The organism is Roseobacter denitrificans OCh 114 (assembly GCF_000014045.1).
GTDB classification, from domain to species: Bacteria; Pseudomonadota; Alphaproteobacteria; order Rhodobacterales; family Rhodobacteraceae; genus Roseobacter; species Roseobacter denitrificans.
In genome coordinates this window covers 1,144,646-1,157,147 of the sequence record NC_008209.1, presented here as the reverse complement: position 1 = coordinate 1,157,147, position 12,502 = coordinate 1,144,646, and the positions used below count along the sequence as shown (strand labels likewise).

General features: G+C 59.8%; 12 protein-coding genes. 7 read left to right on the top strand and 5 right to left on the bottom strand.

From position 1 onward, the window contains the following. Window positions 1-2: 2 nt before the first annotated feature. From gshB to rsmI, 3 genes are all read right to left on the bottom strand, one after another. Window positions 3-944 carry a glutathione synthase gene (gene gshB / locus RD1_RS05495; protein WP_011567462.1) on the bottom strand — a complete coding sequence of 314 codons (942 nt, stop codon included), beginning with the start codon at window positions 942-944 and terminating at the stop codon, window positions 3-5. A gap of 175 nt (window positions 945-1,119) precedes the next feature. Beyond that, window positions 1,120-1,509: a YraN family protein gene (locus RD1_RS05490; protein ID WP_011567461.1), complete on the bottom strand. Its 390-nt coding sequence runs from the start codon at window positions 1,507-1,509 to the stop codon at window positions 1,120-1,122. Continuing rightward, on the bottom strand, window positions 1,506-2,363 hold the full coding sequence (gene rsmI, locus RD1_RS05485) for a 16S rRNA (cytidine(1402)-2'-O)-methyltransferase (RefSeq protein ID WP_011567460.1): 858 nt from the start codon (window positions 2,361-2,363) through the stop codon (window positions 1,506-1,508). The genes RD1_RS05490 and rsmI overlap by 4 nt, the downstream gene beginning before the upstream one ends. An 85-nt stretch (window positions 2,364-2,448) precedes the next feature. Here rsmI and RD1_RS05480 point away from each other — a divergent pair, with 85 nt between their 5' ends. From RD1_RS05480 to murJ, 3 genes are read left to right on the top strand one after another with little or no spacing between them, the layout of a single operon-like run. After that, window positions 2,449-3,618: a penicillin-binding protein activator gene (locus tag RD1_RS05480; protein WP_011567459.1), complete on the top strand. Its 1,170-nt coding sequence runs from the start codon at window positions 2,449-2,451 to the stop codon at window positions 3,616-3,618. A 10-nt stretch (window positions 3,619-3,628) separates the two neighbouring features. Beyond that, window positions 3,629-6,406, top strand: a complete 2,778-nt coding sequence (locus RD1_RS05475; RefSeq protein ID WP_050759059.1) for a [protein-PII] uridylyltransferase — start codon at window positions 3,629-3,631, stop codon at window positions 6,404-6,406. Then, window positions 6,403-7,968 carry a murein biosynthesis integral membrane protein MurJ gene (murJ, locus tag RD1_RS05470; protein ID WP_011567457.1) on the top strand — a complete coding sequence of 522 codons (1,566 nt, stop codon included), beginning with the start codon at window positions 6,403-6,405 and terminating at the stop codon, window positions 7,966-7,968. The genes RD1_RS05475 and murJ overlap by 4 nt, the downstream gene beginning before the upstream one ends. On the opposite strand, the gene RD1_RS05465 is transcribed toward murJ, so the two are convergent. Beyond that, complete coding sequence (locus tag RD1_RS05465; protein WP_044032966.1) at window positions 7,943-8,629, bottom strand: rhomboid family intramembrane serine protease; 687 nt, start codon at window positions 8,627-8,629, stop codon at window positions 7,943-7,945. The genes murJ and RD1_RS05465 overlap by 26 nt on opposite strands. 80 nt (window positions 8,630-8,709) lie before the next feature. On the opposite strand from RD1_RS05465, the gene trpS reads away from it, so the two are divergent. The 4 genes from trpS to RD1_RS05445 all read left to right on the top strand — a co-directional run bounded on the left by trpS (window position 8,710) and on the right by RD1_RS05445 (window position 12,257). Further along, complete coding sequence (trpS, locus tag RD1_RS05460) at window positions 8,710-9,723, top strand: tryptophan--tRNA ligase (protein WP_011567455.1); 1,014 nt, start codon at window positions 8,710-8,712, stop codon at window positions 9,721-9,723. A gap of 124 nt (window positions 9,724-9,847) precedes the next feature. Further along, window positions 9,848-10,948 carry a class II histone deacetylase gene (locus RD1_RS05455; RefSeq protein WP_011567454.1) on the top strand — a complete coding sequence of 367 codons (1,101 nt, stop codon included), beginning with the start codon at window positions 9,848-9,850 and terminating at the stop codon, window positions 10,946-10,948. A gap of 14 nt (window positions 10,949-10,962) precedes the next feature. Then, on the top strand, window positions 10,963-11,541 hold the full coding sequence (locus tag RD1_RS05450) for a nitroreductase family protein (RefSeq protein ID WP_011567453.1): 579 nt from the start codon (window positions 10,963-10,965) through the stop codon (window positions 11,539-11,541). Beyond that, window positions 11,538-12,257, top strand: a complete 720-nt coding sequence (locus RD1_RS05445; protein WP_011567452.1) for an EI24 domain-containing protein — start codon at window positions 11,538-11,540, stop codon at window positions 12,255-12,257. The genes RD1_RS05450 and RD1_RS05445 overlap by 4 nt, the downstream gene beginning before the upstream one ends. Here the strand turns inward: RD1_RS05445 and RD1_RS05440 are convergent. Beyond that, window positions 12,193-12,489, bottom strand: coding sequence for a DUF1467 family protein (locus RD1_RS05440; protein ID WP_011567451.1), 297 nt, complete (start codon window positions 12,487-12,489; stop codon window positions 12,193-12,195). The genes RD1_RS05445 and RD1_RS05440 overlap by 65 nt on opposite strands. Window positions 12,490-12,502: the final 13 nt, after the last annotated feature.

Here is a 12,502-nt window from a genome sequence, read left to right as displayed (position 1 = left end):
GGTCAGCGCGCCGCTGCCCTGTCTTCAATGGCCTGCCAGATGTGTGCCGCGATGTTCACCTGATCAAATCGTTCAAGTTCCTGAATGCCCGTGGGGGACGTCACATTAATCTCGGTCAGGTAGTCGCCGATCACGTCTATGCCGACGAAGACCTGCCCCTTTTCCTTCAAAAGCGGGCCGATGGCGGCGCATATTTCCTTGTCACGCGCGCTCAGTCCCACCTTTTCAGGACGCCCGCCCACATGCATGTTGGAACGCGTCTCACCAGCGGCGGGCACACGGTTGATGGCCCCAACCGGTTCTCCATCGACGAGGATCACGCGTTTGTCCCCGTTTGAGACATCCGGCAGGAATTTCTGCACAATCAACGGTTCGCGCGAAAATCCGGTAAAAAGCTCGTGCAACGACGTGAGGTTCCGGTCGTTCGCATCCAGACGGAAAACGCCCGCACCGCCGTTCCCGTAGAGCGGTTTGAGAATGACATCGCCGTGCTTTGCCTTGAAAGCCTTGATCGTGTCCAGATCGCGCGCGATCGTGGTCGGCGGGGTCAGGTCCGGGAAATCCAGCACCAACAGTTTTTCGGGATAGTTGCGCACCCAGAACGGGTCATTCACCACCAGCGTCGTGCTGGCCAAACGATCCAGCAGGTGGGTCGATGTAATGTAATGCATGTCAAAAGGCGGGTCCTGCCGCAGCCAGACCACATCGAATTCCGCGAGGTTCACCTCGCGCATGGCACCCAGCGTTGCATGTGCGCCCTGCACGCGCTGGACCTGCAGGTCCTGTCCCTTGGCGGTGATGCGCCCTTCCTGATAGGCCAGATGATCGGGCGTATAGAAAAACAGGGTATGGCCGCGCGCCTGCGCCTCTTCGGCAAGGCGGAACGAGCTGTCTGCGTTGATGTCAACCGCATCAATTGGATCCATCTGGAAGGCGATTTTCATGGCAGCTCCTTGCGTTTATGCCGCTTAATGCGTTGTGCGAAAAACCTGGATCACCCAACGGTGCCTGACATCAAAGATGTCAATGCGTTGGGTACTGCACGATGCCTCAGGTATTTCATCAGGCGCTATAAATGGCGCAGCAAGCTCAGGACCGCAATGGGCAGCAACAGAGTTTTCACCCCTCGGACAGCGCATTTTCCAGTATTTGCACCGCGCCCGCAGCATCCACCAGCGCCACATCAAATCGCATATCTGTCAGCAACCCTTGCGGTTCTTGCGCGACAAACTCCTCACCTGTTGCGAAGATGCGGCGCTTTTGAGTGGGGGAAATGCGCAAGGCGGCACGTTCGAAGGATTTGCTTTTCTTCACCTCGACAAAGACAACCAATCCACTTTTTCGCAGGACCAGATCAATTTCGCCCACCTGCCCCCGCCACCTTTGCGCCTCGAAAACATAGCCGTGACTTTCGTATTCACGAATGACCGATGCCTCTGCCGAGAGGCCTGCATGGTATGCCATGCGTCCGGCATGAACCCTTGCATTGGTTTGCGGCATCTGTGTCATCCTTCGTTCAGGGCAAGCGCCATCTGATAGACCTGTCGGCGCGGTATGTTATGCGCCTTGGCAACCATATCCACGGCATCCCGCATGGAATGCCCTGCCAGCGCCTTCGTCAGGTCCGTTTCTAAATCAGATTCGGTAATTTTCTCTGAACGGTTACGGTCAATCAGAACGACGATTTCGCCCCTTACCTTTTGATCCGCGTAGGCAGCGGCCAGTTCCGACAGCGTTCCCTTTCGGGTCTCCTCGAACTTCTTCGTGATCTCGCGACACACGGAAACCTGCCGTTCGCCCCCGAACACCTCGGCAGCATCTGCAAGAAACGCTGCGAGGCGCTTGGGCGATTCGTAGATTACAAGCGTCGCGGGAATATCGCGCAGGTCTTCCAACCCACGCCGCCGCGCCGCCTTGGCATTGGGCAGAAATCCGGCAAAGAAAAACGCATCCGTCGGCAAGCCCGCAAGTACCAGTGCCGTTAAAACGGCTGATGGTCCCGGCGCACAGGTCACCATCTGATCGGCCGCATGAACCGCGCGCCCCAACTCGAAACCGGGGTCCGCAATCAGGGGCATCCCGGCTTCTGACGCGTAGGCCACGGATGACCCCGCTGCGATTGCTTCGACCAGACGCGCGGCGGTTCCACCACCTGTGTGATCGTGCAGCGAGATCACCTGCCTGCCCGCCAGCGGCACAGCGTGTATATCCATCAACCGGCGCAGACTGCGCGTGTCTTCCGCGGCCAGAATATCCGCGCTTGCCAGCACATCCAGCGCCCTGAGCGTAATGTCGCGCGCCGTCCCGATCGGCACGCCGACAAAATAGAGCCCCGCCGCCAAAGACACCTTTTGAAAATTCAACGCTGGACCCGCCTTTCGTGACGACTATGATCGCGATATCTGATCCGCGCCCGCCGCGGGCGCACCTTGTATGGAGTATCGCCTCATGTTTGCCGTTTTCCGTTCCGCCCGCAAGGGATTGCGCGTTTTGACGCTGCCACTGCTGGCGTTGACGCTGGCCGCTTGCGACACATTGCCGGTCACCAATTCGGGCGTGGCCTCGGGCGATCCGGTTCAGGTCGCGTTGCTGGTCCCCAGCGGGACAGGTGACGGTGCGACCGAATCCATTGCCCGCAGCCTCGAGAATGCGGCACGGCTGGCGATGCGCGACCTGAACGGCGTGACCGTTGATCTGCGCGTCTATCCGACCGCAGCGGATGCGTCACTTGCGGCGGCGAATGCTGAAAAGGCCGTCAGCGAAGGCGCAAAAATCATTATCGGACCGGTCTATGCGGCCCCCTCCAACGCGGCGGGCCGCGCAGTGGCGGGCAAGGGTGTCAACGTTCTGTCGTTTTCGAATAATGCAGCGATTGCCGGTGGCAACCTCTTTGTGATGGGGCAGACATTCCGCAACACTGCCGAGCGGATGGCCAGCTATGCTGTCTCGCAAGGAAAGCAGCGGTTCGTGGTCGTCGCTGACACCGGCGCTGCCGGCGCGCAGGGCAAGAGCGCGATCCAGCAGGCGGTAACGGCGCAGGGTGCGAGCGTTGTCGGCACGGTTGAATACGCGTTGTCCCAACAGGACGTGATCGCTTCGGTCCCAGCAATCCGTGCGGCTGTGGCGGACAACGGGGCGGATGCGCTGTTTCTCACCACGGATACGGCAACCGCCTTGCCCCTGTTGTCGCAACTGCTGCCGGAAGCGGGCGTTTCAACCGAAGCGACGCAATTCATGGGGCTGACGCGCTGGGATATCCCGGCCCAGACGCTGAGCCTGCCCGGCGTGCAAAACGGATGGTTTGCGCTGCCCGATCAAGGTGCCGCCTCTGCCTTCAGTGGACAATACGAGGCAGCCTATGGCACCGCGCCACACCCCATTGCCGGGCTGGCGTTTGATGCGATTGCCGCAATCGGCGCGCTGGCCAGTCAGGGACAGGGTGACACGCTGACAGCCGCCGCATTGACACAAGGTGCCGGTTTTCGCGGTGCAAGCGGTATTTTCCGCCTGAACCCGGACGGGACCAACACACGCGGTCTGGCGGTGGCAACAATCACGGACGCGCAGGTCAAGGTGCTCAGCCCGGCACCGCAACGCTTTGGCGGCGCAGGATTCTGAGGCAATTAAAATGACTGTGACTGCTGTTTCGGCGGACCACCCGGAGGTTTGGCAACTGATCTGTCCGCCGGAATACATCTTTGACAGACCGGCCTTTGACGAAGCGCTCAGCGACGTGATCAAAAACGCCGCAACGCCTACGGATATTCGCAAGGCCGCGGTCAGTTTGTTGCGCGAGGCGCAAGCCTCCGGGCGCGCCAGAATTGCGGAGGGGTTTGCCAGCGAACCTTTCGAGGCCCACCGCCTGACGCGCTCATATACCTATCTGACGGATCAGCTGGTGAACGCAGCACTGGTTGTCGCGACTGATATCCTGCACCCCAAGCCCAATCCCACGGCCAGTGAACATCTCGCCGTGATTGCCGTAGGCGGCTATGGGCGCGGTGAGATGGCGCCGTTTTCGGACGTCGATCTGTTGTTCCTGACACCCTACAAGATCACCGCCTGGGCGGAGAGTGTGATTGAATCCATGCTCTATATTTTGTGGGATCTGAAACTGAAGGTCGGCCATTCCAGTCGGACGATCAAAGACTGCATTCGCCTTGGCGCACAGGATTTCACCATCCAGACCGCCATGCTGGAACACCGCTTTCTCGCAGGTGACATGGCACTTGCCCAGACCTTTGCCGCGCGGTTGCGCACAGAGCTTTTCGCCGGTTCCGGCAAGGAATTCATCGAGGCAAAACTCGCCGAACGCGAAGCGCGGCACATAAAATACGGCCAGCGCTATGTGGTGGAGCCAAATGTGAAAGAGGGCAAAGGCGGCTTGCGTGATCTGCAGTCCCTGTTCTGGATCGCCAAACATATTCACGGCGTGAATGATGCCGCTGATCTGGTGGGTTTGGGCGTTTTCTCTGCCGAGGAATTCGAGCAATTCAAACAGGCGGAAAACTTCCTCTGGGCCGTGCGCAGCCATCTGCATCTACAGGCCGGACGCGCCACGGAACAGCTGACCTTTGACATGCAGGTGCAGGTCGCCAAAGCGATGGGGTATCAGGATACGAAAGGGCGGCGCGAAGTCGAGATTTTCATGCAGGAGTTCTTTCTGCATGCGACCGAAGTCGGCGACCTGACGCGCATCTTCCTGACCAAACTCGAAGCCGATCACGTCAAGGCGGAACCCTTGCTTGAGCGCATTTTCCGCAGACGGCCCAAGGTGAAACGAGGATACGTGGTCGTGAACAACCGTATCGCCGTCGAAAATGAAGCCGCGTTTCTGTCAGACAAGCTGAACCTGCTGCGTTTGTTCGAAGAAGCCTTGCGCACGGGCATGCTGATCCACCCGGACGCCATGCGGCTGGTCAAGGCGAACCTCGACATGATTGACGAGGATATGCGCACAACGCCCGAGGCACGGCGCATCTTCTTTGATCTGCTGCTCAAACACGGCAACCCCGAACGCGCGCTGCGCCGCATGAATGAGCTGGGGGTTTTATCCGCGTTCATTCCCGAATTTGAACCCATCGTCGCCATGATGCAGTTCAACATGTATCACAGCTACACGGTCGACGAACACATCATCCAATGCATCAAGAACCTCAGCCAGATCGAGCGGGGCAAGTTGGAAGAAGACCTGCCCGTCGCCTCATCCATCCTGAAGGAAGGCGTGGACCGCAAGGTGCTTTACACTGCCTTGCTGCTGCATGACATCGGCAAGGGACGGCCCGAGGATCATTCGATCCTTGGTGCGCAGATGGCCCGCAAGATCGCCCCGCGGCTGGGTTTGGGCAAAGCCGATACGGATACCGTCGAATGGCTCGTGCGCTATCACCTGTTGATGTCCGACATGGCGCAAAAACGCGACATCGCTGACCCGCGCACCGTCCGGGATTTTGCCAAGGCGGTGCAAACGGTCAAACGGCTCGATCTGCTGTGTGTGCTGACGGTCTGTGACATTCGCGGTGTCGGGCCGAATACGTGGAACAACTGGAAGGCCGTTCTGATCCGCGCGCTTTATCGGCAGACCAGACGCGCACTGGACACCGGCCTCGAAGAGTTGAACCGCGAAAACCGCGGGGCAGAGGCAAAACGCGCGCTGCGCGACGTACTCAGCGATTGGCCGCGCAAGGATTTGCAGGTCGAAACCGGGCGCCACTATGATCCCTATTGGCAGGGTCTGCATGTGACCGCGCATAAGGTCTTTGCACAAATGCTGCGCGACATCGGCGATGACGAGATCAGAATTGACCTGCACCCGGACGAGGACCGGGATGCCACCCGCGCCTGCTTTGTCATGTCCGATCACCCCGGTATTTTCGCCCGTCTGGCCGGGGCGTTGGCGCTGGTGGGGGCCAATGTCGTGGATGCGCGCAGCTACACCACCAAAGATGGTCTTGTGACGGATGCATTTTGGATACAGGACGCCGATGGCAATCCCTATGATGCCACCCGCCTGCCCCGTCTGCGCAAGATGATCGAACGCACGCTTATGGGCGAAGTCGTCACGACCGAAGCGATAAAATCCCGCGACAAGGTCAAGAAACGCGAACGTGCGTTCAAGGTGCCAACCCATATCACCTTTGATAACGAAGGCTCGGAAATCTATACCATCATCGAAGTCGATACGCGTGACAGGCCCGGCCTGCTGCACGATCTGGCGCGGACCCTGGCGGAATCCAACGTCTATATCGCGAATGCTGTCATCGCGACCTATGGTGAACAGGTGGTGGATACCTTTTACGTCAAGGACATGTTCGGGCTGAAATACTATTCGGCAAGCAAACAGCGCAATCTGGAACGCCGCCTGCGCGCGGCGATTGAGCAGGGCGTCGAAAGGGCCGAGAGTTGAAACCCATTCGGCTCCTGTCGGGCTTTTTCACAGTTGGCGGCTGGACCCTGATGAGCCGGGTTTTCGGCTTTGTCCGTGATGCGATGATCCTGGCCTACCTGGGCACTGGGCCGCTTTATCAGGCCTATGTGGTGGCGTTCCGCCTGCCCAATATGTTCCGCCGCTTCTTTGCCGAAGGGGCGTTCAACATGGCCTTTGTGCCGATGTTTTCCAAAAAGGTCGAAGGAGGTGAAGATGCCGATGGCTTTGCCTCTGATGCCTTTGCCGGGCTGGCCAGCATTCTGATCGGTCTCACGGTGCTGGCACTGGCCACGATGCCATGGCTGATCTACGCGCTCGCTTCTGGTTTTGCCGGGCAGGAACAGTTCGGCCTGTCCGTCGAATTCGGACGCATTGTGTTCCCCTACATCCTGTTCATTTCACTGGCCGCGCTTTTGTCGGGCATGTTGAATGCGGCGGGCCGGTTTGCCGCCGCAGCAGCGGCACCTGTTTTGCTCAACGTCCTGCTGATCCTCGCCATGGCCGCGGCGGCGGCCCTTGGCGGCGATGTGGCGCGGGCTTTGATCTGGGCCATACCCGTCGCAGGTGTTGCGCAATTTGTGCTGCTCTGGGTTGCGGTCAAACGCGCGGGTTTCAACATCTCGTTCCGCTGGCCCCGCCTGACGCCAGAGATGCGCAGACTCGTGCGCGTCGCGATCCCCGCAGCGCTCGCGGGCGGGGTGGTGCAGATCAACCTGCTCGTCGGACAACAGGTCGCGAGCTATTTTGACAAGGCGGTCAGTTGGCTCTTTGCGGCGGACCGTTTGTATCAACTGCCCCTGGGCGTCGTTGGTATTGCCGTGGGCGTTGTTCTGCTCCCGGATCTGTCGAGGCGTCTGAAAGCAAACGATGACGCAGGGGCCAAAATCGCGCTGAGCCGTGCGGGCGAAATCGCACTGGCCCTCACGATCCCCTCGGCAGTGGCGCTCATCGTGATCCCCTTGCCGCTGGTGTCGGTCCTGTTTGAACGCGGTGCCGCCACTGCAAGCGATTCAGCCGCGATTGCGGTGGCCGTTGCCATATACGGCCTTGGGTTACCTGCCTTTGTGCTCCAAAAGATCATGCAGCCCGTCTTTTTCGCCCGCGAAGACACACGCAGACCGTTCTATTACGCGCTGGTGTCCATGGTGATTAACGCCGCCCTTGCCATCGGGCTTGCCCCGCTGATCGGCTGGTTTGCCCCGGCGATTGCCACGACCAGCGCGGCATGGGCGATGGTGTTTCTGTTGTGGTACGGCGCGCGCAGCTACGGGGATGTGGCCCGGTTTGACGCCCGTTTTCACGGGCGCATCTGGCGCATGGTGGGGGCCTCCGTGATCATGGGTGCGGTGTTATGGGCCGCGGCGGTTGGACTTGCGCCTTATCTCAACCTGCCGTGGTGGCGTGCCCTCGCGCTATGTGCGCTGATCGGGATTGGCGTTGTGACCTATTTCGGGGCGGGTCAGATGCTGGGTGCGTTCCGGCTGGCCGAGTTCAAGGCCGCGATGCGCCGCAGCCCTAGTCGCGCCGAAAGTGATAAATAACCCGCGCCAGCCCCCCCGGCACCAGCAAAACCGACGCACAGAACCCGAAGACAAAACCCGCCAGATCCGCGACCCATTCGGTTGTGGGGCCGAACAAGGCGCCGAAAACAAGCTGCAGACCCAGCAAAATCGCAATCAGGCTAAAGGCGCGAAATTGCGGCCCGCCTGTATCCGCAAGCCGCTGCCACATCAAAAATGTATATCCACCGATCAGCCCGTAGACCGCCGGAAAGCCGCCGATCAGCCACGCGGGATCATTCAGAAACAGCGCATAGATCAGCGCGCCAAAGATGCTGCCGCCAAAGTAGAGCACCAGCACCGCCACCTGCCCCATGGTTTCGCCCACGAGCTTGCCCAAAGCGAGCATCAGCACCGCCGAGAAAAGCGTCGCGGTAAACGAGCCGTGCACAAAGGCATAGGTGACAAAGCGGGCCAAGTGTTCTGGCACCCAGCGGCCATTTGTCATCATCCAGTCGAAAATATCCCCCGAGAAAGCATATTGCTGCACGGCACTCAGGCGCCATCCAATCGCCTCCGGTCCGCCGATCCAACCCTGCGTTCCGAGCAGGAAGACGATCTCCGGCACCACCAGCGCCAGACACAACACCATGACAACAGGGGGCAATGGGTTTACGGGCGGTGTGTTCTGCGTCTCGTTCATAGTGCGGGGTTCCTTGACGATGCTCTGGCTCATGGGTAAGCCAGCGCAGACTTCATTGCCAGCGAGAACGGACGCCTTTCATGACCAGCCCCACCTTCGCCCCCCGTGTTTTTTCCGGCATCCAGCCTTCGGGCGGTCTGACGCTGGGCAATTACCTCGGCGCGATCAAGCGTTTTGTTGCGATGCAGGATGATTTTCCCTGCGTCTACTGCATGGTGGATTTGCATGCGATCACCGTCTGGCAGGACCCCAAGGACCTTGCGCATAACACGCGCGAATTGGCCGCCGGGTTTATCGCATCGGGCATCAGCCCTGAGAAGTCGATCCTGATCAACCAAAGCCAGGTGCCCGAACATGCGCAACTCGGCTGGGTCTTCAACTGCGTGGCCCGCATGGGCTGGATGCAGCGGATGACGCAATTCAAGGACAAGGCGGGCAAAAACGCGCAGAATGCATCGCTCGGTCTGTTTGGCTATCCGGCGCTGATGGCGGCTGATATCCTGATCTATCATGCAACGCATGTCCCGGTCGGCGAGGATCAGAAGCAGCACCTCGAACTGACACGCGATATTGCTGCCAAGTTCAACCATGACTACGGCGTTGATTTCTTTCCGCTGACCGAACCCGTAATCGAAGGGGCGGCAACCCGGGTCATGTCCCTGCGCGACGGGTCCAAGAAGATGTCGAAATCCGATCCATCGGATGCCAGCCGGATCAATATGACCGATGATGCGGACGCAATTGCGAGGAAGATCCGCAAAGCCAAAACCGATCCGGATGCCCTGCCGTCGGAAATCGACGGGCTGAAAGATCGCCCGGAAGCGCGCAATCTTGTAAACATATACGCAGCCCTGAACGACCAGACCGTCGAAGACGTGCTGGCGGATGTGGGTGGCCAGCAATTCGGGACCTTCAAGCCGCAGTTGGCGGAGCTTGCGGTCTCGAAACTCTCGCCGGTATCGCGGGAAATGGCGCGGCTGATGGATGACCCGGCAGAGATCGACCGCATCCTTGCCAAAGGTGCCGCACAGGCGCGCGAAATCACAGCGCCCATCCTGCACAAAACCTACGAAGTCATGGGCATGGTGCGCTAGTCGCACCCGCCGTTTTGTCGAGCCAAACAGGCATGTTGGCAACGGCGTCTGCGCAGAAAATGGCGCGTGGACTTTTCCCGGCGGCTGCTTCACTCTGCTGGCGGACAATGAACGAGAGAAAGATATGAGCACCGGCTTTTTCTGGGATGAGCAGTGTTTTTGGCATGCAGGCGGAAACTATGCCTCCACCCTGCCGATTGGGGGGCTGGTGCAGCCGCTGAACGCGACCGGCCTGCCCGAAACACAGGAAGCAAAGCGCCGCCTGAAGAACCTGATGGATGTCACCGGCCTGTCGAATGATCTGGATGTGCGCCGCGCGCCAATGGCGACGCGTGAGGATTTGCTGCGCGTGCATCCGGCCTCGTACCTCGATGAGTTCAAACGCCTGTCAGATGCAGGCGGCGGTGAACTTGGCCGACGCACACCCTTTGCCACCGGGGGGTATGAGATCGCGTCGCTTTCTGCCGGGCTGGTTGTCGCCGCTGTTGATGCCGTCGTGAGCGGCGATCTGGAAAACGCCTATGCCCTGTCGCGCCCGCCGGGCCATCACTGCCTGCCCGACTATCCAAACGGGTTTTGCCTGCTGGCCAATATCGCCATCGCCATCGAAGCCGCGCAGGCCAAGGGGTTTGCGAAACGTGTCGTTGTTCTGGACTGGGATGTGCACCACGGCAATGGCACCGAAGCGATCTATTATGACCGCCCGGACGTGCTGACGATCTCTCTGCATCAGGAGGGCAACTACCCGCTCGACACCGGAGGTATCGCTGATCGCGGCACGGGCGATGGTGTGGGCTACAACCTGAATCTGCCCCTCATCGCCGGCACCGGGCATACCGGATACCTACATGCGATGGACACGATCGTTCTGCCACAAATCGCGGCGTTCAAACCCGATCTGATCGTCGTCGCCTGTGGATATGACGCAAGCGCCATTGATCCCCTTGCGCGGATGCTGGCCACGGCGGAGACCTTTCGCAAGCTGACCGAACGCATCAAAACCGCCGCGCAGGAACACTGTGACGGGCGTTTGGTGCTCGCGCATGAAGGCGGCTATTCCGAGGTCTACGTCCCGTTCTGCGGCCATGCCACGCTCGAAGCGCTTTCGGGCAGTGACAAAACAGCCCCCGACCCCTTGGCCGAGACATTGCGCGTGCGCCAACCGAGCGCCCGCTTTGATGCCTTCATCAGGGGTGAAATCGACCATCTGGCCAGCCAACTCTAACCTGCAGGACACCCATGCCCGACCCAAACCCCAATGCACTGGACTTTTTGCTGACGCGCCGCTCGAGACCGGCCAAGACCCTGCAGGCCCCCGCGCCGGATCGCGCCCAACTGCGCCCTTTGTTGCAGGCCGCAGCACGCACGCCCGATCATGGCAAACTGGAGCCATGGCGTTTCATTGTGATCGAAAAACCGGCCATGGCGCGTCTGGCAGAGATCGCGCAGCGGCGGGGGGAGGCCTTGGGGCTGGACGCAGATCAGATCACCAAGGGGCGTTCGCAATTCGATCAGGGCCATCTGGCCGTCGCAGTGATCGAAAGCCCGAAACCGTCCGAGAAAATACCCGCCCTTGAACAAACCTATTCCGCCGGGGCGGTTTGCCTTGCCTTGCTGAATGCAGCGTTGTCTGCGGGTTGGGGGGCCAATTGGCTATCGGGCTGGCCCAGTCACGACCGTACCTTCATGCGCGAAGCCTTTGCGCTGGCGGATCACGAACGCATTGCCGGGCTGATCCATATCGCAACCGAAACATCGACGCCTCCCGATCGCCCGCGCCCCGATCTGGACACCATTACATCCTGGATGCCGGAATGATCTTTGACTCCTTCTTTGCCGCACTGGCCCAGATGAGCGATGCGCGGTTTCGCAATGTGCTGCTGACCGGGATCGGGCTGACCATTGCGCTGCTGATCGGGGCCTCGGCGCTTTTTGTCTGGCTGATGGGCGGGCTTGTCGGTGAAGAAGCGAACCTGCCGCTGATCGGCGAAGTAACATGGCTGAACGATCTGGTCAGCTGGGGGGCTTTCGTCGCGGTCGCCGTATTGTCGATCTTTTTGATGATCCCTGTGGCTTCGGCCATCACATCCATGTTTCTGGATACGGTCGCGCAAGCGGTGGAGGACAAACACTATCCAAACCTTGGCCCTGCGCAAAGCGTACCGCTGATGGATGGGCTGCGGGACACCTTCAGCTTTCTCGGCGTTCTGATCGTGGCCAATATCTGCGCGCTGGTGCTTTACCTGTTCTTTGTCCCCTTGGCACCGTTCATCTTCTGGGGTTTGAACGGGTTCCTGCTGGGACGGGAATACTTCACGCTGGCCGCCATGAGGCGCGTCGGGCGGCAACAGGCCAAAGTGCTGCGATCCCGCTATATGCTGCGGATCTGGGCGGCAGGGGTTTTGATGGCGATCCCGCTATCCGTGCCGCTGTTGAACCTGATCATCCCGATACTGGGAGCGGCAACCTTCACCCATCTGTTTCACCGGCTGTCGCCTCAGGGGCCATACGCCCAAACCAGTCCAGATCCCTGACGGTAATCATTTCCGACAAGATAATCGTTGAAATAATCACCCACAGGATAAGGCTGAGCACCGTGGTGATTTTCGCCTTTTTCCCGACGTCATGCACTTCGGGCGCACCGGCATGGGTGCCGGGCACGATCTTTCCCAGATCCCCTTGGGTTTTCACCCGGATGGGCAGGATGATCAGGAACATGAGGGACCAGATCACCGCAAATAGTACCAAGGCAGACGTAACACCCATATTCAGGCCTCCA